The organism is Salinivibrio sp. ML198 (assembly GCF_001996015.1).
GTDB lineage: Bacteria > Pseudomonadota > Gammaproteobacteria > Enterobacterales > Vibrionaceae > Salinivibrio > Salinivibrio siamensis.
In genome coordinates this window covers 69,278-89,063 of record NZ_MUEZ01000003.1, presented here as the reverse complement: position 1 = coordinate 89,063, position 19,786 = coordinate 69,278, and the positions used below count along the sequence as shown (strand labels likewise).

19 protein-coding genes and 1 riboswitch are annotated in these 19,786 nt (G+C 50.1%); of the genes, 8 read left to right on the top strand and 11 right to left on the bottom strand.

Annotation, left to right across the window (positions count from 1 at the left end):
* Positions 1-25 precede the first annotated feature (25 nt).
* Both fadD and rnd read left to right on the top strand, forming a co-directional pair.
* Positions 26-1,717, top strand: coding sequence for a long-chain-fatty-acid--CoA ligase FadD (fadD, locus tag BZG25_RS02890; protein ID WP_077579211.1), 1,692 nt, complete (start codon positions 26-28; stop codon positions 1,715-1,717).
* A gap of 85 nt (positions 1,718-1,802) precedes the next feature.
* A complete protein-coding gene (gene rnd / locus BZG25_RS02885) occupies positions 1,803-2,936 on the top strand; it encodes a ribonuclease D (protein ID WP_046073844.1) in 1,134 nt (377 codons plus the stop codon).
* A 74-nt stretch (positions 2,937-3,010) separates the two neighbouring features.
* On the opposite strand, the gene minE is transcribed toward rnd, so the two are convergent.
* Genes minE through minC form a run of 3 tightly spaced genes read right to left on the bottom strand, consistent with a single transcriptional unit; the run spans position 3,011 to position 4,774 of the window.
* Positions 3,011-3,280, bottom strand: a complete 270-nt coding sequence (minE, locus tag BZG25_RS02880; protein WP_046073536.1) for a cell division topological specificity factor MinE — start codon at positions 3,278-3,280, stop codon at positions 3,011-3,013.
* Position 3,281: 1 nt separating this feature from the next.
* Positions 3,282-4,094, bottom strand: coding sequence for a septum site-determining protein MinD (gene minD, locus BZG25_RS02875; RefSeq protein ID WP_046073535.1), 813 nt, complete (start codon positions 4,092-4,094; stop codon positions 3,282-3,284).
* 17 nt (positions 4,095-4,111) lie between these two features.
* A complete protein-coding gene (gene minC, locus BZG25_RS02870; RefSeq protein ID WP_077579212.1) occupies positions 4,112-4,774 on the bottom strand; it encodes a septum site-determining protein MinC in 663 nt (220 codons plus the stop codon).
* A 269-nt stretch (positions 4,775-5,043) separates the two neighbouring features.
* Between minC and BZG25_RS02865 the strand changes: the two genes are divergently transcribed.
* Positions 5,044-5,319: a YcgL domain-containing protein gene (locus BZG25_RS02865; protein WP_069361431.1), complete on the top strand. Its 276-nt coding sequence runs from the start codon at positions 5,044-5,046 to the stop codon at positions 5,317-5,319.
* Between the two features lie 10 nt (positions 5,320-5,329).
* Positions 5,330-6,301, top strand: coding sequence for a lytic transglycosylase domain-containing protein (locus BZG25_RS02860; RefSeq protein ID WP_046073532.1), 972 nt, complete (start codon positions 5,330-5,332; stop codon positions 6,299-6,301).
* Between the two features lie 52 nt (positions 6,302-6,353).
* Here BZG25_RS02860 and BZG25_RS02855 read toward each other — a convergent pair whose 3' ends face one another.
* Positions 6,354-6,779 carry an H-NS family nucleoid-associated regulatory protein gene (locus BZG25_RS02855; RefSeq protein ID WP_046073531.1) on the bottom strand — a complete coding sequence of 142 codons (426 nt, stop codon included), beginning with the start codon at positions 6,777-6,779 and terminating at the stop codon, positions 6,354-6,356.
* 273 nt (positions 6,780-7,052) lie between these two features.
* Positions 7,053-7,234: riboswitch (Lysine riboswitch) on the top strand.
* A gap of 88 nt (positions 7,235-7,322) precedes the next feature.
* Between BZG25_RS02855 and BZG25_RS02850 the strand changes: the two genes are divergently transcribed.
* Together BZG25_RS02850 and BZG25_RS02845 are read left to right on the top strand one after the other, a co-directional pair.
* Positions 7,323-8,906 carry a Na+/H+ antiporter NhaC family protein gene (locus tag BZG25_RS02850; RefSeq protein ID WP_077638515.1) on the top strand — a complete coding sequence of 528 codons (1,584 nt, stop codon included), beginning with the start codon at positions 7,323-7,325 and terminating at the stop codon, positions 8,904-8,906.
* Positions 8,907-9,013: 107 nt separating this feature from the next.
* Entirely contained in the window at positions 9,014-9,595 is a 582-nt protein-coding gene (locus tag BZG25_RS02845; RefSeq protein WP_046073529.1) for a thymidine kinase, read from the top strand.
* Between the two features lie 77 nt (positions 9,596-9,672).
* On the opposite strand, the gene cspD is transcribed toward BZG25_RS02845, so the two are convergent.
* On the bottom strand, positions 9,673-9,894 hold the full coding sequence (gene cspD / locus BZG25_RS02840) for a cold shock domain-containing protein CspD (protein ID WP_046073528.1): 222 nt from the start codon (positions 9,892-9,894) through the stop codon (positions 9,673-9,675).
* A gap of 805 nt (positions 9,895-10,699) precedes the next feature.
* Here cspD and clpS point away from each other — a divergent pair.
* Positions 10,700-11,020 (top strand): ATP-dependent Clp protease adapter ClpS, encoded by a 321-nt coding sequence (gene clpS, locus BZG25_RS02835; RefSeq protein WP_046073527.1) that lies wholly within the window; start codon positions 10,700-10,702, stop codon positions 11,018-11,020.
* Positions 11,021-11,065: 45 nt separating this feature from the next.
* Entirely contained in the window at positions 11,066-13,321 is a 2,256-nt protein-coding gene (clpA, locus tag BZG25_RS02830) for an ATP-dependent Clp protease ATP-binding subunit ClpA (protein ID WP_077579213.1), read from the top strand.
* 64 nt (positions 13,322-13,385) lie between these two features.
* On the opposite strand, the gene infA is transcribed toward clpA, so the two are convergent.
* From infA to trxB, 6 genes are all read right to left on the bottom strand, one after another.
* Positions 13,386-13,604 carry a translation initiation factor IF-1 gene (infA, locus tag BZG25_RS02825; RefSeq protein WP_021022425.1) on the bottom strand — a complete coding sequence of 73 codons (219 nt, stop codon included), beginning with the start codon at positions 13,602-13,604 and terminating at the stop codon, positions 13,386-13,388.
* A gap of 129 nt (positions 13,605-13,733) precedes the next feature.
* Positions 13,734-14,459 carry an arginyltransferase gene (locus BZG25_RS02820; RefSeq protein WP_077579214.1) on the bottom strand — a complete coding sequence of 242 codons (726 nt, stop codon included), beginning with the start codon at positions 14,457-14,459 and terminating at the stop codon, positions 13,734-13,736.
* The gene (gene aat, locus BZG25_RS02815) at positions 14,456-15,169 is read right to left on the bottom strand and encodes a leucyl/phenylalanyl-tRNA--protein transferase (RefSeq protein WP_077638514.1); all 714 of its coding nucleotides are present in this window, start codon (positions 15,167-15,169) and stop codon (positions 14,456-14,458) included. Before aat ends, BZG25_RS02820 begins: the two co-directional genes overlap by 4 nt.
* A 14-nt stretch (positions 15,170-15,183) precedes the next feature.
* A complete protein-coding gene (gene cydC, locus BZG25_RS02810; protein ID WP_077638513.1) occupies positions 15,184-16,902 on the bottom strand; it encodes a heme ABC transporter ATP-binding protein/permease CydC in 1,719 nt (572 codons plus the stop codon).
* Positions 16,895-18,664, bottom strand: a complete 1,770-nt coding sequence (gene cydD / locus BZG25_RS02805) for a heme ABC transporter permease/ATP-binding protein CydD (protein WP_077638512.1) — start codon at positions 18,662-18,664, stop codon at positions 16,895-16,897. Before cydD ends, cydC begins: the two co-directional genes overlap by 8 nt.
* Before the next feature lie 77 nt (positions 18,665-18,741).
* On the bottom strand, positions 18,742-19,704 hold the full coding sequence (gene trxB, locus BZG25_RS02800) for a thioredoxin-disulfide reductase (RefSeq protein ID WP_077638511.1): 963 nt from the start codon (positions 19,702-19,704) through the stop codon (positions 18,742-18,744).
* Positions 19,705-19,786 lie beyond the last annotated feature (82 nt).

Sequence of the window (19,786 nt, the reverse complement as noted above, 5' to 3'; positions counted from 1 at the left end):
CAAGTTAACACATAGGAGAAAGCCAGTGGAAAAGGTATGGCTTAATCGTTACCCGTCGGATGTGCCGGCGGAAATAGATCCAGATGCCCATCGCTCTCTGGTCGAGATGTTTGAACATTCTGTCCAGCAGTACGCGGATCAAACTGCCTTCATTAATATGGGGCAGGTCATGACATTTCGTAAACTGGAAGAGCGTAGCCGTGCGTTTGCAGCCTATCTACAAAACGAGCTGAAACTGAAAAAAGGCGATCGCGTTGCCATTATGATGCCGAACTTGCTGCAATACCCAATTGCCCTGTTTGGTATTTTACGAGCCGGTTGTGTCGCCGTGAACGTTAACCCGTTGTACACCCCTCGCGAGCTTGAGCACCAATTAACGGACGCCGGGGCAAAGGCGATTGTGATTGTGAGTAACTTTGCTCACACGTTAGAGAAAGTGGTCGACAATACGCCGGTGAAACACGTGGTATTGACCAGTTTGGGTGAACAGTTGCCACGAGCCAAAGGGACCCTGGTTAACTTTGTAGTCAAATACGTCAAAAAAATGGTGCCTAAGTATCATTTGCCGCACGCGACCTCGATGCGCCAAGCGCTGCGCCGTGGTCGACGTATGCAATATGTGAAGCCTTTTTTGAAAGGCGAGGATATTGCATTTTTACAATATACCGGTGGCACCACGGGGTTAGCGAAAGGCGCCGTACTCACGCATAGAAATATGTTAGCTAACGTCTATCAAGCCAAAGGGACGTATCAGCCGGTACTCAATGCAGGTGAGGAGTTAGTTGTCACTGCATTGCCGCTTTATCACGTATTTGCGCTCACGGTCAATTGCCTCTTGTTTATTGAAATGGGTGGACAAAATCTACTGATCACCAACCCACGCGATATTCCAGGTTTTGTTAAAGAGCTACAAAAGTATCCGTTTACGGCCATTACAGGCGTGAATACCCTGTTTAACGCGCTACTCCATAACGAAGATTTCCATGAGTTGGACTTTTCTAACCTGCGCTTGACCGTCGGTGGCGGTATGGCCGTGCAAAGGGCTGTCGCGGAAAATTGGAAAAAGCTGACTGGCAAGCATTTGCTCGAAGGATATGGGTTGACGGAGTGTTCGCCACTGGTTGCGGCCTATCCTTATGATTTACGTGACTACAACGGCTCCATTGGGTTGCCCGTGCCATCGACGGAGGTGCGCATCGTTGATGATCAGGGTGAAGATGTGGCGGACAACCAGCCGGGTGAGTTGTTAGTGCGTGGCCCGCAAGTGATGCAAGGGTATTGGAATCGTCCAGAGGCGACACGAGACAGTATCGACGAACAGGGTTGGTTAGCGACTGGCGATGTGGTGCAGTTCGATGATGATGGTTTCTTGCATATTGTCGATCGCAAAAAAGACATGATCCTCGTCTCTGGCTTTAATGTGTATCCTAATGAAGTGGAAGATGTCGTTGCGTTACATGACAAGGTGTTAGAAGTGGCCGCCATTGGCCAGCCAGATGAGAATTCTGGTGAAGTGGTTAAAATTTGTGTGGTCAAAAAAGATCCTTCGCTTACGCGAGATGATCTTGTGGCGCACTGTCGCAAACACCTCACTGGCTACAAGGTACCACGTGTCGTGGAATTTAGAGATGAACTGCCTAAAACCAATGTGGGTAAAATTCTGCGTCGAGAGTTACGCGATGAGCCGCAAGCCACTGAGCAAAAAGCGTCAGCTTAATGCGAACCGACCCAGAAAAGGGTAAACTGTCGATAACGAATCACGAAATGCCGGCCTCGCCGGCATTTTCTTTATGGGCTTTTTTGTGAACTATCAACAAATCACCACCGATCAACAGCTGGTCGATATCTGCGCACATTTCCGTGACCAAGCCGTTGTGATGCTTGATACCGAGTTTGTCCGTACGCGTACCTTTTATGCACAATTGGGGCTGGTCCAGATTTATGATGGCGAGCAACTGGTGCTGGTTGACCCGCTAGCCATTGATGATCTTTCTCCGTTATGGGCGCTGTTGACTGACACCCAAGTCACCAAGGTGTTACATGCGAGTAGCGAAGACTTAGAGGTTTTTCAGCACTACGCGGGCGTGTTGCCAACCCCCATGGTAGACACGCAAATCGTCGCCGCCTTTTTAGGTCATGGCGTCTCCGAGGGCTTCGCAAGCTTGGTAGAGCGTTATGTCGGCGTGAGCTTAGATAAAGGAGAGTCGCGCACTGATTGGTGTGCACGTCCCTTAACGGACAAGCAGAAACAGTATGCGGCCGCTGATGTGTATTACTTGCTACCGCTTTATCAAGCGCTGACTCAAGCGCTATCCGACACACCGTGGTATGACGCCATGGTAGAAGAGTGTGGCCTGTTGTGCCGCAAAAAGCAGTGGGTAAAGCCGGATGAAGCAGCTTATCTCGATATTAAATATGCGTGGCAGCTTAAACCTCAACAGTTAGCGGTATTGCAAGCCCTTGCCAAGTGGCGAGCTAAGGAAGCGCGCCGCCGGAATATGGCACTCAACTTTATCGTTAAAGAGCAAAACCTCTGGAAAATGGCGCGTTATGGTATTCGTACGGTTGAGCAAATGAACGAGCATGGGTTCGACAAATTTGAAGTGCGTTATCACGCGCAAACCTTGATCACGTTGGCCACGCAAGCGGATAAAACCCCGTTAGCCAAATGCCCGCCGGCCATCACACGCTTAGTCGATGAGCCTGGGTATAAGTCGGTGATTAAAGCGATTAAGGAGCAGGTGCAAGCCCAGGCAGATAAATCAGGCTTAGCGCCTGAGTTTATTGGTTCTAAAAAGCAGCTTAATCAATTGATTACCTGGGTATGGCGAGAGGAGCGTCAAGAAGACAAACGTCCTGACTTAGCCTCGGGGTGGCGCTTTCGGTTAGTGGGTGAGACATTGCTGACGATGATCCCTAACGCCCCAGGGGCATAGTGATCATCTCACGCATAAACAAAAGCGGTGGCCTTGAGCCACCGCTTTGTGTATTAGCCCGTTGTGATTGAGATCTAGCTCTCTTTTCCCTCTTCGGGCAAGGTGACATTCAGCTCCAAGACGGATAGGTCATCATCGCCTTGCTCTAGGCTGACAGACACTTGGTCCGGTGCGATATCCACGTATTTGCGGATCACGTCTAAAATATCTTGCTTGAGCTGAGGCAAATAAGTCGGCGCTGGGCTATCTGCACTGCGACGCTCGGCAACAATAATTTGTAAACGCTCTTTGGCAATATTGGCCGACTTTTTCTTAGATGGGCGGAAGAATTCAAGCAGTGCCACATTAGCCTCCAAATAAGCGTTTTAGGAAACCTTTGCGCTCTTCCTCGATAAAGCGGAAGGGACGCTCTTCACCCAGCAGACGCGCAATGGCATCTTCATAGGCTTGGCCTGCATCAGATTCTTGGTCAAGTACCACTGGCTCGCCTTTGTTTGAGGCGTGCAACACAGACTGGCTCTCCGGGATGACCCCTAACAGTGGAATACGCAAGATATCTTCAACATCCTCAACACTGAGCATTTCACCGTTGGTCACACGTGCAGGATTATAGCGAGTGAGTAATAAGTGATGTTTTACCGGATCCTCGCCGTTTTCTGCGCGGCGTGACTTGGAGTCGAGAATACCAAGAATCCGATCAGAGTCGCGTACGGATGAAACCTCTGGATTGGTGGTAACAATCGCTTCGTCAGCAAAATACAGCGCCATTAATGCACCGGCTTCAATGCCCGCGGGCGAGTCGCAAATAATGTATTCAAAGCCAAGCTCATCCATGTCTTTTAGAACCCGCTCCACGCCGTCTTTGGTTAGCGCATCTTTATCGCGTGTTTGTGAGGCTGGCAGAATAAACAAATTGTCTACGCGTTTGTCTTTAATTAATGCTTGATGCAGATTGGCTTCGCCATTAATGACATTGACAAAGTCATAGACGACCCGACGCTCACAGCCCATCACCAAATCCAGGTTACGTAGGCCAATATCAAAATCGACCACGGCGGTTTTTTTGCCTGTCATGGCCAACCCGGTCGCCAATGCCGCACTCGATGTTGTTTTACCAACACCGCCTTTACCGGAAGTAATTACAATAATTCGTGCCATTCCTCTTCCTTATTCTCTTATAGCGTGAGGGGGTCAATGTGTAAGCTTTCTTGATTAAGCGAGACCATGGAAGGTCGCTCTAAATGTTCTGATGGAATTTTATCGCTGAGCCAATAGCTTCCTGCTACTGACAATAATTCTGACTGAAGGTTCTGACAATAAATACGCGCTTGCTTTTGTCCACTTGCGCCGGCAATAGCTCGGCCACGCAAAACGCCATAGATATGAATACTGCCATCGGCTATCACTTCCGCGCCGGCACTGACATGATTGAGGATCACCAGATCGGCGTTTTTCGCATAGATTTGCTGACCTGAACGCACGGGGGCGGTGACCACTTTGGCAGGCGGCTGAATCGGATCGGCAACTCGGGATTGCTTGCTTGACTTGAGCACGGCTAGTTGCGCATTCAGCGCAAGCTCGCGTGTATCATTATGGGTGACGCCGGTCAATCCGACGAGAATCATGCCTGTGGCCTGTAAGCACTGCTTTAAGGCACCGATATCAGGACATTGTGATAGGCGGCTAATGTCAGCGACAACAGGGGCGCCTTGAAAAAAGGCCGGTGCTTGGGTGACTTTCTCTGTCAAAACATTGGCAGCGGCAGCAAAATTATCGTCAACGAGGTGGAGGACGGAAAGGGTAAAGGTTGAGCCTTTCAACTCCGGTTGTTTGAGCATGTTATTCGATCCCGGTTTTGTCATTTAAACACGAGTCAGACGCGCATTATCAGACGTTGGATAGCATGGTATATTCACAGCGCCAATGCGGCAAGCAGGGTTTGCCGTTGATGCGGCATTTCTCCCTTTAATGGTGTTTTTTTAACGTTTGAATGAGAAATGGCAGCAGAGACGCGTTTTGACACACTTTGCTGCAAAGCTTAACAAACCTTTACCCCGAGATGACAATTTATCGCCAGTAATATGGCATGCTCATGAGGACTTTTGAGATGTATTGCGCAATTTATCGTAGCAAAAAGAAAGAAGGCACCTATCTTTATCTTGCAGAGAAAGATAAATTTGATGATGTGCCTGAGGCATTAATGAATAGCTTTGGGCAACCCGAATTTGCCATGATGATCAACTTAGACAAGCGCGATAAACTGGCTGCTGTTGACATCAATAAGGTTAAACAAAGCCTGCAAAGTGATGGCTTTTTTGTGCAATTGCCCCCGCCACCTGATGCGGCATTGCAGGCCATTCGTAATAAAAACGAAAAACTGTAAAAGGAAGACTATGCGCAAAGGTATGATTTCAGCTTCTATCGCGGCGGCACTTTTGGTGAGCCCTGTGATGGCCAAGCCCGGATTCGAGCAGTATGTGACCACCTTAAAAGCCGAGGCACGAGAGGCGGGCATCAGTGATGCGTTACTTGAGCGTGCGTTTAAGGACGTTGAATACCACGAGCGTGCGGTCAGCTCCGATCGAAATCAACCTGAGCGACGCCTTACGCTGGATGAATATATTCCGCGTGCTGTGCCTGATTGGAAAGTCGCCCAAGCGAAAAAACTGTATCGTGAACATTACGACACGTTGAAAACCATCGGTGAGCAGTACCAAGTTCAGCCGCGTTTTATTGTGGCTTTATGGGGCGTAGAAAGTAATTTTGGCAAACTTCAGGGCAGTTATAATGTGATTGAAGCTTTATCAACATTAGCCTTTGATGGTCGTCGAGAGGCCTTTTTTCGTAAAGAGACCATGGCTGCACTGAAGATATTACAGCAAGGGCACATTGCGCCAGAAGCGATGAAAGGCTCTTGGGCAGGGGCAATGGGCCAATGCCAGTTTATGCCAAGCTCGTTTATTAATTACGCGGTCGATGGCAATCAAGATGGTAAGAAAGACATTTGGCAAACAGAAGCCGATGTTTTTGCGTCTGCTGCGAATTACTTAAAAAAAGCCGGGTGGGATGATACTTATACATGGGGGCGGCAAGTACAGCTACCTGCAGGAATAGATCGTACTTTGCTTGGCACCGACAGTGATAAAGCACACTCATTGAGTGCCTGGCAGACGCGTGGTGTGCGCCGTTTGAATGGTCAGGCGCTACCCGCCGTCGATATCAATGCGTGGTTGATTCAGCCTGATGATGGTAAAGGCAGGGCTTATCTTGTTTATAATAATTATCAGAGTTTATTGAAATGGAATCGCTCGCACTACTTTGCGTTAGCGGTGAGCCATTTGGCAGACAGAATTAAATTTGGTTAAGGGATAAAAAAAAAGAGGCTGAGCGCCTCTTTTTTTATGCGGGAATATGGACTTAGGCTTCTTGGCCTGGGATGAGGAAATCTTCCTGCTTAGCCGCACCGCTCTCAATCGCTTCGCGAATCACTTTCGGCATACGACCTTGGCCTGTCCAGGTTTTTTGTGAGCCATCTTCGCCCGTATATTGATATTTTGCTGGACGAGTCGCGCGTTTACCCGATGCTTTGCTCTTAGAAGCACCACCTAACAATGCCACGATTTCTTCTGGGTCAATACCGTCGGCTTCTAACATAGCACGGTATTTTTCTAACTTCTCTAAGCGCTCTTTTTCTTGCGCTTCAGCTTGGCGATCGATTTCTTTGCGCTCTTCAACAACCGTTTGTAATTTTTCTAAGGCTTCGTTCAGTTGCTCAGTAGACATCTCTTTTGCAACTGCGCGTAAGCTACGCAAATTGAGTAAGGCTTTCATTGCATCAGACATTATTGGTTCCTATTTGATTTATATGTTAATTGAAAGAATGATAGCAGTATAATTGAAATATACAATATGACCTATATTAATACGCCATATTGTTCATTAATTGCAAGTTAACCGCAAATTTGACTTTAATTCTATTGTCTTTTTTGAAACAGATGTCTAAAAAAATAGAAGATAAGACGCATTTTATTGGCATCGAGTTAAGGTGGGGGTTAATCGACGTTTTTTCAACCATAAATAGTTGCGATAGTAAACACGTTGTGTAGAATGCACCACGCTTAACGTAGAGGTGCGTTGTTTATAAGTCGTGCGCAAGAGGGTGATACCGATGAGAGCGCATAAAAGGAAACAACGCCGAAGCCAATCAGGTCATCACACCGATTGAGCTGGGGCTGTTACCGAATAGGGGCAGCACTGCCATAGTACTTGGAAATACACTATGGAGCGCTACTGTATGTAGGAGGCAAGCTGTTTGCCGTGTGATACCACACCTTACCGTCTTCATTTCTGCAGTAGATCTCCAACCACCTGGTTGACACTGAGATCATGAACTTAACAGATTTTTCTTCATCCGCTTTATCACTGCTTCCCCCTTTATTGGCGCTAGGCCTCGCGATTGCCACACGACGGGTTTTATTGTCGTTGGGCATGGGAATCGTACTAGGTACTGTGTTACTGACCGATTTTTCTTTCCTCTCTTCTGGACAGTACTTACTTGAGGTGATCACTGGACTATTTATTGCTGATGGAGGCTTAAATAGCTGGAATTTAAGTATTCTCGCGTTTCTTATTTTACTCGGTATGATCACTGCGCTCCTGTCTCTTTCTGGAGGCACACGCGCGTTCGCCAATTGGGCGCAAAGTCGGATCAAGAGTAAACGTGGGGCGAAACTGCTCGCCGCTTTTCTCGGCGTATTTATATTTGTCGATGATTATTTCAACAGCTTAGCGGTGGGCGCCGTTTCTCGCCCCGTGACAGATAGATTTCACGTCTCTCGAGCGAAACTGGCTTACATTCTTGACTCCACGGCAGCCCCTATGTGTGTGATCACACCAGCATCAAGCTGGGGAGCCTATATCATTACCGTGATTGGCTCGATTTTAGTGGCGCATGGTGTGACGGATTACACGGCGCTAGGGGCATTTGTCACCATGATCCCGATGAACTTTTACGCCATTTTTGCCTTGCTCTTAGTGTTTGCGGTGGTTTGGTTTCAACTGGATATTGGCCCGATGCGTCAGTTTGAATATCAGGCGAAAAAAGGCAGTCGATTGGGCGATGAAAGTGAAAACTGCGCTGATATCTGCGATGACTTAGGGATTGAAGAAAGTGATAAAGGCAGCGTGGCTGATTTGGTCGCCCCCATTATTATGCTAGTCGTGGCGACGGTGGGGGCGATGCTATATACCGGCGGACAGGCCTTGGCCGCTGATGCACAATCCTTTTCTCTCCTCGGCGCGTTTGAAAATACCGATGTCGGCATGTCATTGCTGTGGGGTGGACTGGCGGGTTTAGCTGTGTCCTTAGTGATGACAGGTAAACAAGGTATTGCGGTATCAGATATTGCGAAAACCCTTTGGGTGGGCGCAAAGTCTATGTTTGGCGCGATCCTCATTCTGTTATTTGCTTGGTCAATTGGCCATATTATTGGTGATCTACAAACAGGCAAATATTTGTCGTCCTTGGTTGAGGGGAACTTACCGGCGCAATTCTTGCCTGTGGTGCTCTTCTTGTTGGCGGCAGTGATGGCCTTTGCAACAGGGACGTCGTGGGGGACGTTCGGTATTATGCTTCCTATCGCGGGCGATCTTGCCGCGGCGACAGACATTGCTCTGATGCTACCTATGCTCTCAGCAGTATTGGCGGGGGCGGTATTTGGCGATCATTGTTCACCAATTTCTGATACCACTATCTTGTCTTCAACAGGGGCACGATGTGGACATATTGATCACGTCGCCACCCAGCTCCCTTATGCTATTGGCGGGGCGCTTGTCTCAACCGTAGGCTTCATGGTGTTAGGCTTTACCGCGTCACTTCTTTGGTCTTTGATGGCGACCGTGTTTGCGTTCGTTGCACTATGTGCTGGGTTAATGTGGCTTAAAAAGCGACCGTGTAAATTGGTCGGTTAATTATCTAGCCTCGCTTCGGCGGGGCTTTTCTTTTTCTGCTAGTGCGGTAGCATGCCTGTTTATTTAATCCAGCTCGCCCACAATGGGCATTACGTGTAGAGACAGTTATGGCTCAGTTATACTTTTATTATTCGGCAATGAACGCGGGTAAGTCGACCACCTTGTTACAATCGGCCTTTAACTACCAAGAGCGCGGTATGCAGCCTCTACTCTTTACCGCCGCGATTGATAACCGCTATGGGGTCGGAAAAATTAGTTCGCGAATTGGCTTAGAAGCTGATGCCCACCTGTATGACAATCAGACGTCGCTATTCGAGCACGTTGCGACTATCTTGGCGCAAGAGAAAGTTGACTGTTTATTGATTGATGAGAGCCAATTTTTGACCAAACAGCAAGTCCTTGAGCTCACTGATGTGGTGGATAAGCTGCGGATCCCAGTATTGTGTTATGGATTAAGAACGGATTTTCGTGGTGAGCTGTTTGAAGGGTCGCAGTACTTGTTGGCGTGGGCTGATAAGCTCGTTGAACTGAAAACCGTGTGCCATTGTGGACGTAAAGCGAGTCGAGTTATTCGCCAAGATAGCGAGGGTAATGCCATTGCGGATGGTGATCAGGTGGTGATTGGGGGCAATGAACGTTATGTTTCTGTGTGTCGCCGCCACTACAAACAGATGCTTGGGTTACTCTAGACGGCATTGAGTTCGGTCAAACACAACAAAGGCGAGCGGTAAGCTCGCCTTTTCCATTTGGCCGACCGGATTCAGCGCTATTTAGCCGCTTCTTGATCGACTGGCACAATTTCACTGGCATGGTAGCCTTTTGGTCCTTCCTGAACCTCGTAGTTGACGGTTTGTCCCGCCTTTAATGTCTTATATCCGTCCATCTGGATGGTAGAATAGTGGGCAAACACATCGCCTTCTCCTTCTACCGGACAAATAAAGCCAAATCCTTTTGCATTGTTAAACCATTTTACTGTACCAGTTTCCATGCGACACATCCTTCTTGCATCAAACTTTGCATACCTGCGATAAACGCGTTCATTCCACCTCATCAATCCCGGCAGCGCGGCACTGTTGCCATCACTGATATGATTGAATAGAAGTGACATGGTTAGTTTACCTACCACATGTTTCACTTTAGTAGATACTTTTAGGCAGTCAAGTGTGGGGTATAACTTATAACAGTAATGTAATATCGAATCGAAAAAGTGTGAGGAAGTGGCAATTATTCATTCAACAACAGACATCTCAATTGCATAGTTTTTTAGATTTTACCCTGGATGTTTTCGCTATAAACCCGTGTGATTACAGTGATAGATGCGCTATTACAGGGCTGAACTATTACTTTTTATTCTAATAACTTGCTCTTTAGCCCTTAAGTGTTTGGATTGGCATGAGCGCTACTGGCATTACGCAACGAGTACGCCTGCTTAAAAATGATCATGGAGTGAATATTGTCGAATCGAGAGAGGCGTGTACCTATTTCTCACCTGTCGCGCTTGATGCGATCCACCCACACGTTATTGGCTAGCCGGATTGCCTTGTTTTTTATGCATTTTGATGCAGTGAGCGATGACACGTTCGTGTCGCGCGCAGTGAACGAAATGCTGCGCCAGACACTATTACATAATGCAGTGCTTAACAATTGCTCAGGCAAACGGTGTTCGCAATGAAAAGGTTGCTGGAATACAATCTGTGGCTTAACTTTAAGTATAGGTGGACGGGAATCGTGGATGGCAGTAGTGCCCCGCCACATCACTTACCGAGACACCCTAACAATGCATTGAATGAGTTATGAGTAATTGGAACCAGTGGGGTTTGCCTGACGCAGAGGCCGAATCGTCAGAAAAAACCAAGTTGCAACCGCCATCAATGTACAAGGTGGTGCTAAATAATGATGACTATACTCCGATGGAGTTTGTTATCGATGTGCTCCAGACGTTTTTTGCCATGGATGTGGACAAAGCGACGCAAGTCATGCTGACGGTGCACTATGAAGGAAAAGCGGTCTGTGGCGTATTTACCGCCGAGGTCGCTGAAACGAAAGTGGCACAGGTAATGATGTATGCCAAAGAGCATGGCCATCCGCTACTGTGCACGATGGAGAAAGCTTAGCCGGCTCCATCACGCTTTAGCGCGGTTTTTGAGGGAGGTGCCTTTATGCTTAACAAAGAACTTGAAGCCAGTTTGAATGGCGCGTTTGCACGTGCGCGTGAAAAACGCCACGAATTCATGACGGTGGAGCACCTGCTTCTCGCGTTGATCGAAAATGCGGCCGCGCACGATGCGCTGGTCGCGTGCCGTGCAGATTTGGAGGCGCTGCGCAAAGAACTTGATGCGTTTATCGAACAAACCACGCCGCTGATCCCTGCGGACGATGAGTCGCGGGAAACGCAGCCAACGCTAAGCTTCCAGCGAGTACTCCAGCGGGCTGTTTTTCATGTGCAGTCATCCGGTCGTAGCGAAGTAAGCGGTGCGAACGTGTTGGTGGCCATCTTTAGCGAACAAGAGTCCCACGCCGCTTACCTGCTTAAAAAGAACGACGTGAGTCGCCTTGACGTAGTCAACTATATCTCTCATGGCACCACGAAAGATGAAGGCGACGATCTGCCAAGCAGTGACATGGGCGCCGATGAGGCCGGTGCGGAGCCGGGTGAAGACCGGTTGGAGAACTTCGCGACTAACCTTAATCAGCTCGCGCGGGTTGGCGGTATTGATCCGTTAATCGGTCGTGATAAGGAACTTGAGCGCACCATCCAAGTCCTGTGTCGCCGTCGTAAGAATAACCCCCTGTTGGTTGGCGAAGCCGGGGTCGGTAAGACGGCAATTGCAGAAGGGCTCGCATGGCGTATTGTCGAAGGGCAAGTGCCAGATGTGATCAAAGATTGCGTGATTTATTCGCTCGACATTGGGTCTCTGTTAGCCGGGACCAAATACCGTGGTGACTTTGAGAAGCGCTTTAAATCGATTTTGAAGCAACTCGAAAAAGAAGATCATGCGGTGCTCTTTATCGACGAGATCCACACTATCATTGGCGCAGGTGCTGCCAGTGGTGGCCAGGTAGATGCCGCCAACTTGATTAAGCCGCTGTTGAGTAGCGGAAAGTTACGCTGTATCGGCTCGACGACCTACCAAGAGTATGGCTCTATCTTCGAAAAAGAGCGGGCACTGGCGCGCCGTTTCCAGAAAATCGACGTGATTGAGCCATCTATTGATGACACCACTAAAATCTTGATGGGGCTGAAACCCAAATACGAAGCCCACCACGAAGTGCGTTATACCAATAAGGCCATTCGTGCTGCTGTGGAGCTGTCGGCGAAATACATTAATGAGCGTCATTTGCCAGATAAAGCGATCGATGTGATCGATGAGGCGGGGGCGCGGTGTCGTATGGCGCCAGCCAGCAAACGCAAGAAGACGGTCAATGTCCCTGATGTTGAGAGTATGATTGCGAAAATGGCGCGTATTCCTGAGAAGTCGATTTCTTCGTCAGATAAAGACGTGCTGCAGTCGCTGGATGACAAGCTGAAAATGTTGGTGTTTGGCCAAGATACCGCCATCACCGCGTTGTCTGAAGCGATCAAGTTAAGCCGCGCAGGACTGGGCGATGAGAATAAACCGGTCGGCTCTTTCTTATTTGCCGGGCCTACTGGGGTCGGTAAAACCGAGGTCACGGTACAATTGGCCCGCGCGATGGGCATTGAGCTGCAGCGCTTTGACATGTCGGAGTACATGGAACGTCACACAGTGAGCCGCTTGATTGGTGCTCCCCCAGGCTATGTGGGATACGATCAGGGCGGGTTGCTGACCGATGCGGTGATCAAGCACCCATACAGTGTAGTGCTGCTTGATGAAATTGAGAAAGCACACCCAGACGTGTTCAACCTGTTGTTACAGGTGATGGATAATGGCACTTTGACGGACAACAACGGACGCAAAGCCGATTTCCGCAATGTTATCTTGGTGATGACGACCAATGCTGGCGTGGCCGAGACGGTGCGTAAGTCGATTGGCCTGATTCAGCAAGACCACAGTCATGATGCAATGTCCGAAATTAAGAAGGTGTTCTCGCCAGAATTCCGTAACCGTTTGGACAACATCATCTGGTTTAATCACTTGGATGAGCAAGTTATCTTGCAAGTGGTGGACAAGTTCATTGTCGAGCTACAAGCTCAGCTGGACGCCAAGGGCGTGTCGCTTGAGGTGACGTCAGAGGCTAAGCGCTGGCTAGCGGAAGAAGGCTATGACAAGGCAATGGGAGCACGGCCGATGGGGCGCGTTATCCAAGATAACTTGAAAAAGCCACTGGCTAATGAGCTGCTGTTTGGCTGTCTGGTCAATGGAGGGACGGTTCGTGTGGTATTGAAAGATAACCGGTTAGACTTCCAATTCAGTGATCAAATGGAACCTGCTTAACCAGCTTGAGGCGAAAAAGCAAAACCCGGCATCGCTGCCGGGTTTTTTGATCGCGTTCGGAGGATTAACGCGAACGGAAAACGATGCGACCTTTGGACAAATCGTAAGGGGTCATTTCAACAGTGACTTTGTCGCCGGTCAGGATGCGGATGTAGTGCTTACGCATCTTGCCTGAAATGTGGGCAGTCACCACGTGACCGTTTTCTAGTTCTACGCGGAACATAGTATTAGGCAACGTATCGAGTACGGTGCCTTGCATTTCAATTACGTCTTCTTTTGCCATTGAATCCTCTTAGGCCTCTTCTGGTAGCCAATTTTTTGACCGACAGATAATGCCTCTATTCTGAAAGTCTGTAAAGTTCGGGTGCGAATTTTACCCTGTTGGGGCGCTCCTTGCTAGAAAAAATAGCCACTATTGTGGAATAAGCGGCCAGGAAAACGCCCGCCACTGCTGGTTGATAAAGCGTTGATGTGGATAATAGTCCGCCTTGTAGCGCATCGCTGGACAGGTGTCGATTTGATAGCCCAGGTAGAGCCAGGGTAAATGGAGTGAATTTGCCAGTTGTAGCTGTGCCTGAATACTGACGCGTCCAAGAGAGAAGCGGTGCTCTGGTTCGAAAAAGGTATAAAGCGCACTTAACCCGTCGGCGACGACATCAGTCACGGCGATGGCAACCAGGGTGAGTTGGTTATGATCGCGTTGATACAAATGGATAAAGCGCGGGGATAACCAGTCACTACCGATAAAGTCGAGAAAATCTTGGCGCTTGGCAGGGTACATATTGCCATCAGCATGGCGAGTGGCGATGTACCGTTGAAAGAGCGCAAACCAGTTCTCATCAAGCTCATCACTCACTTTAATCTCTAGGCGATTAAGCTGGCTGCGATGACGCTTTTGGCTTTTTGAGGGTTGATATTTGGCCACATCAATCCGAAGCGCTTGGCAGGCCTGGCATTGAGGACAGTGCGGCCGGTAAATAAGGTTACCACTGCGACGAAAGCCAGCGGCTAACAGTGCAGCATATCGCTCGGGCGTGTGGTAATCCGCCGACATCACCACGGCCAGTTGCTCTTGCTGGTGAGACAAGTATTGGCAAGATGCTGTAGGTGTGACGCCTACTTGGATCCCCACACTCATTGTGGCCTCCAATCTGCTATCTGCTGCGGTTGGCAGCCCTGGATAATGGAGTGATCGCGATGAGCGTGCAGCGCGGCGATAAACGCGTCGCGTGTCCAGGGTTTGGCGCCCAAAGAGGCTAAATGTGGGGTCATCATCTGACAGTCAATATAGTGCCCTCCTCGTTGCGCGAAGAATTGGCTAAATTGCCAAAGGGCAAACTTTGACGCATTGGACGTGTGGGAAAACATGGATTCACCACAGAACACACGGCCTACAGAGACACCGTAAAGCCCGCCGACAAGGTGTGCTCCGTCCCACACTTCCACACTGTGGGCATCGCCTTGCTGATGAAGCTGGCAGTAAGCGGCTTGCATCTCATCGGTAATCCAGGTCTGTTCAGGTCCACGAATAGTCGCGCAGGTAGCGATCACCGTCTCGAATGCGCGATTGAACGTGATGGTATACGCAGACTTTTTGGCGGCTTTACGCAAACTGCGACTGGCGTGAAAATCAGAGGGCTGAAGGATGGCGCGTTCACTCGGCGACCACCACAATAAAGGGTCATCTTCGCCAAACCAGGGGAAAATACCACTGCGATAAGCCGACATTAGCCGCGCAGGTGATAGATCTCCCCCAATGGCGAGCAAGCCATCGGGGTGAGAGAGCGCCTCATTCACGGGCGGAAAGCCGACATCATTTTGCGCTAAAGGGGGTAAAAAGAGGGTCATCGTACACTCTCTTATTACAAGCGGTTCATGAGTTGTGCATAGCGACCGTTACGTGCCAGCAAGTCTTGGTGCGTGCCTTGCTCAATAATGCGGCCTGCATCCATTAAACACACTGTGTCCATATGTGCCAAGCCAACCAATCGATGGGTAATGATCACCACGGTTTTATCCTGACAATGGTCTTGCAGTAAGGATAGGATCTCTGCTTCGGTTTGCACATCCAGTCCTTCCGTTGGCTCATCAAGCAACATAATCGGCGCGGGGTGCAAGAGGCCACGAGCAATCCCCAAGCGGCGGCGCTCGCCCCCAGAGAGTTGTCGTCCGCCGTCGCCCAACCATGCGTCTAGCCCTTGGCCTTCGAGCAGCCCGGTTAAGCCGACGCGGTGCAGGGCAGAGGCGAGATCATCGTCTGATGCCTCTGGGCAAGCGAGGGTAAGGTTGTCGCGCAGTGTGCCATTGAACAAATCAACGCTTTGTGTCACCACAGACATGGCGTCACGCAGCGCGGTTTCTTGCCATTGCATTAGAGGCACCCCATCAAGGGTGATTTGACCTTGGGTGGGATCCCACGCGCGGGTGAGCAAGCTCAATAAGGTTGACTTACCACATCCCGTCCTTCCTAGCAGTGCCAGTGTGTGTCCCGGTGTCACGTGGAGCGAGATATTTGAAACCGCGTCTTGTGCCGCGCCTGGGTATTGGTAACTGACGTTATCAAAGCAAATATCGCCGACGGCAGGGCCAGTATGTCCGTGGGAAGGGAAGGGGACACTGGGGGCTCGCTCGGTGATCGCATTCAGTCGTTTGGCAGCGGTAAGCGTTTTACCCAGATATTGGAACGCGGCGGTAATAGGCATCATCAGCTCAAAGCTGGCCATGGTTGTAAAGGCGACCATCGCGATCAGTGGGCCTGGCATACGCTCACCGACACCATCTGCTGCGAGCCAAATCATCATCACCAATGTTAGCCCTGTGGCCGCGACGAGCACGGCATTGGCCAATCCGGTAATACGCGCCATATTGGCTTGTGCGTGAAGCATCGCTTGCTCGCTGTCATCGATGCGGGCGCGATAACGGTCACGTGCGCCAAATAAAGCCAGCTCGGCGTGGCCTTGTAACCAATCGAGCAGTGCTATGCGTGTGGCTGCGTTTTGCTCCAATTGAGCACGGCCTTGATCGTTACCCAAGCGATAAAAAAGGATGGGCAGCCCAATCAGTAACGCGAGCAAGGTCAGTCCAAGCGCCATGCCAAGCCTTGGGTCAAACCACCCCAGGAAGATACTCACGGCCAGGATACCGACGATACCGACCATCATCGGGCTGACTAGGCGCAGATAAACGTGGTCCATCGCATCGACATCGGCGACCATGCGATTAAGCAAATCGCCATCACGCATATTCAGCCCTTGATCAGGGACTAACGGGGCGAGTTTGCGAAAAAATGACACGCGCAAATCTGCCAATAGTTTGAAGGTGGCATTGTGGCTAACCACACGTTCGGCCCAACGACCAAAGGTACGACCAATAGAGAAGCCACGCACACCCGCGGCAGGGAGCATGTAATTAAAGGTAGCGATACCCGCCAGGCCTGCAACAGCCGCAGCGGCAATAAACCAGCCGGAGAGGGTGAGTAGGCCAATAGCAGCAAATAGTGTGGCAAACGCCAGTACCATGCCTAAACTCAAACCAAACCAGTGGCGCTTATAAAGGCGAAGATAGGGCAGTAGTTCACGCATCGAGGTTTCTCCTATCGGCGGAAGCCAGCATCTCTGCCAGCGGGCCCGAGTCAGCCAGACTGTGATATGGGCCTTGTTGCACGAGTTTCCCATCCATCATTACCCAGACTTGGTCACTGTTGGCGAGTGAGTCCAAACGGTGCGATACCTGTATACAGGTTTTATCTTGTGTTGCTGCACTCAAGGTTTCCAGCACGCGATTTTCGCTATGTGCGTCTAGGCTTGCAGTCGGTTCATCCAGTACCCAGAGGGCGCCATCTTGTAATAGCGCTCGCGCGACGGCAATACGCTGTGCTTGACCCACCGATAACCCCCCATTTCGGTCACCGACAGCGTGGGCTAAGCCGTCGGTCAATCGCATCACAAATTCATCCACGTACGCTTGCGTCATCACCTGATTAATCATATCTGGCGTTGCCTCAGGGTTGGCCAGAGCAATATTGTCGCGGATACTGCCGTGGAAAAGTTGCGGATTCTGCCCGACCCAACTGATCGATTGGCGCCAGTGGCTGATGGAGAGATCACGGCGTTCGCAGCCATTAATGGTGAGGCTACCACGGTAGGGCAGAAAACCAAGCAGGGCGTTAAGGAGGCTGGATTTGCCTGCGCCACTGACGCCAATGAGCGCAATCTGCTCGCCTGGCTGAACGGAAAAACGCATGGGCCCAGCCAATACGTGGCCGTCGGGACTGAGTACCTCCAGGTCGTGCGCGATAATAGCGACGGTGGATAAATCAGGCGTGGCCTCACCTTGAGTGCCGGTATCTGGCTGAGCGTCCAGGAATTCAACGATCGACTCAGCCGCACCAATCGCTTGCGCCTTGGCGTGATAAAAGGTGCCGAGATCGCGCAACGGCTGATAAAACTCGGGGGCGAGCACTAAAACAAATAAACCGGTAAACAGCGAAATGGAGGCGCCATAGTGACCAAAGTCGAGCTCACCAATAAAGCTAAAGCCGAAATAGACGGCGACAACGGCGATGGAAATAGCGGTGAAAAACTCCAGCACGGCCGATGATAAAAAGGCGAGGCGAAGCACTTCCATGGTGCGTTGACGAAACGTGTGTGACGCGAGGTGAAGCTGTTCGGCCTCCGCTTCGACGCGGTTAAACAGCTTGAGTGTGGGCAGTCCACGTAATCGGTCGTAGAAGTAACCGGATAAACGTTGCAGTGCCTTAAAGTTCTTTCGGTTGGCATCAGCGGCTTTAATGCCAACTAAGGCCATAAAAAAGGGGACCAACGGTGCGGTCACTAAAAAGATCAATCCTGAGGCCCAGTTGATTGGGAAAACGGCGACTAAGATCACCAACGGGATCAGGACGGCGATGGCCATTTGTGGTAAATAACGGGCAAAAAAGTCTTGTAACTCTTCCACTTGCTCTAAAATCAGACTCGCCCAACTGCCTGCTGGGCGCCCTTGGATACTCACCGGCCCCAACGCCTCGAGACGATTCAGGATTAAATGACGAATATGTTGGCGAATCGCTTCACCACAGCGGTAACCCGTTTGCTCTTTCGCCCAACTGCATAGCGCACGCACTATCACGACAACAGCCAGGGCAAAAAAGCTTGGGAGTAGGGCAAATTTATCTGTTTGTTCAATAATCAACTGGTGCAGCAGGTGGGCAAGAAGTGCTGCCTGGGCAATCAAAAGCACACCGGAGAGGAGTGCAATACTAATCGTCGCAACTAACCAGGGTTTGGCTAACGTGCTCTGCGACTTGAGCCATTGGGTTAGCGCCCGCTGTTTAGATTTATCCATATCGTCTTATTGTTTTATGAGAGCCTACAAATAGGCTGGGCAGGCCACCGAACGGCAGCCTGCATGAGAGCGTGGGCTTACTGATTATTTGCCAGAGCGTCGAGATAGCGCTCGGCATCTAATGCGGCCATACAACCGGTGCCTGCAGAGGTGATCGCTTGACGGTAAACATGATCCATCACATCACCAGCAGCAAAGACACCTTCAACGCTGGTTTGGGTGGCGTTGCCATTAAGGCCCGACTCGACCTTGATGTAGCCATTTTCCATCTCTAATTGACCCGCAAAAATATCGGTGTTGGGTTTATGGCCGATAGCAACAAACACACCCATCACATCCAGTGTTTCGGTTTCATCACTTTGGGTGTCTTTCAAGCGTGCTTGGGTCACGCCCATTTCATCGCCTAAAACTTCATCCAACACGCGATTGGTATGAAGGAAAATATTGCCGTTGTTGACTTTATCCATCATGCGGTCAACGAGGATTTTCTCGGCTCGGAAGGTCTCGCGACGGTGAACAACATGCACTTCTGAGGCAATATTCGACAAGTACAAGGCCTCTTCGACCGCCGTGTTACCACCACCGATCACCGCGACTTTCTGGTTGCGATAGAAAAAGCCATCACAGGTCGCACAGGCTGAAACGCCTCGCCCTTTAAATGCCTCTTCAGATGGAAGGCCAAGATATTGCGCAGAGGCACCGGTAGAAATAACCAACGCATCACAGGTGAACTCACCGTTATCACCTTTTAAGCGGAACGGGCGTGAGGATAAGTCCACGTCATTGATGTGATCAAAGATAATCTCAGTCTCGAATTTTTCCGCATGGGCTTTCATGCGATCCATCAATGCCGGTCCTGTCAGTCCCTCAGGATCGCCAGGCCAGTTTTCAACGTCGGTGGTGGTGGTCAGCTGGCCACCTTGTTGCATTCCGGTCACCATCACAGGGTTTAAGTTAGCGCGCGCGGCGTAAACAGCGGCCGTATAGCCAGCCGGGCCTGAACCCAGGATCAATAGGTTCGCATGCTTAATGTTACTCATTCACGTCTCCGAGCAGGAAAGAGGTTCGTTTTTGAATGGACTGATTGTAGGTAAATTAGAAAGGTAAAGAAAGGGCACCGTG

Excerpts from the sequence above, each read along its gene's own strand:
- minD (WP_046073535.1), bottom strand. The coding sequence starts at position 4,094 with ATGGCACGAATTATTGTAATTACTTCCGGTAAAGGCGGTGTTGGTAAA.
- minC (WP_077579212.1), bottom strand. The coding sequence starts at position 4,774 with ATGCTCAAACAACCGGAGTTGAAAGGCTCAACCTTTACCCTTTCCGTC.
- BZG25_RS02865 (WP_069361431.1), top strand. The coding sequence starts at position 5,044 with ATGTATTGCGCAATTTATCGTAGCAAAAAGAAAGAAGGCACCTATCTT.
- BZG25_RS02860 (WP_046073532.1), top strand. The coding sequence starts at position 5,330 with ATGCGCAAAGGTATGATTTCAGCTTCTATCGCGGCGGCACTTTTGGTG.
- BZG25_RS02855 (WP_046073531.1), bottom strand. The coding sequence starts at position 6,779 with ATGTCTGATGCAATGAAAGCCTTACTCAATTTGCGTAGCTTACGCGCA.
- BZG25_RS02850 (WP_077638515.1), top strand. The coding sequence starts at position 7,323 with ATGAACTTAACAGATTTTTCTTCATCCGCTTTATCACTGCTTCCCCCT.
- BZG25_RS02845 (WP_046073529.1), top strand. The coding sequence starts at position 9,014 with ATGGCTCAGTTATACTTTTATTATTCGGCAATGAACGCGGGTAAGTCG.
- cspD (WP_046073528.1), bottom strand. The coding sequence starts at position 9,894 with ATGGAAACTGGTACAGTAAAATGGTTTAACAATGCAAAAGGATTTGGC.
- clpS (WP_046073527.1), top strand. The coding sequence starts at position 10,700 with ATGAGTAATTGGAACCAGTGGGGTTTGCCTGACGCAGAGGCCGAATCG.
- clpA (WP_077579213.1), top strand. The coding sequence starts at position 11,066 with ATGCTTAACAAAGAACTTGAAGCCAGTTTGAATGGCGCGTTTGCACGT.
- infA (WP_021022425.1), bottom strand. The coding sequence starts at position 13,604 with ATGGCAAAAGAAGACGTAATTGAAATGCAAGGCACCGTACTCGATACG.
- BZG25_RS02820 (WP_077579214.1), bottom strand. The coding sequence starts at position 14,459 with ATGAGTGTGGGGATCCAAGTAGGCGTCACACCTACAGCATCTTGCCAA.
- aat (WP_077638514.1), bottom strand. The coding sequence starts at position 15,169 with ATGACCCTCTTTTTACCCCCTTTAGCGCAAAATGATGTCGGCTTTCCG.
- cydC (WP_077638513.1), bottom strand. The coding sequence starts at position 16,902 with ATGCGTGAACTACTGCCCTATCTTCGCCTTTATAAGCGCCACTGGTTT.
- cydD (WP_077638512.1), bottom strand. The coding sequence starts at position 18,664 with ATGGATAAATCTAAACAGCGGGCGCTAACCCAATGGCTCAAGTCGCAG.
- trxB (WP_077638511.1), bottom strand. The coding sequence starts at position 19,704 with ATGAGTAACATTAAGCATGCGAACCTATTGATCCTGGGTTCAGGCCCG.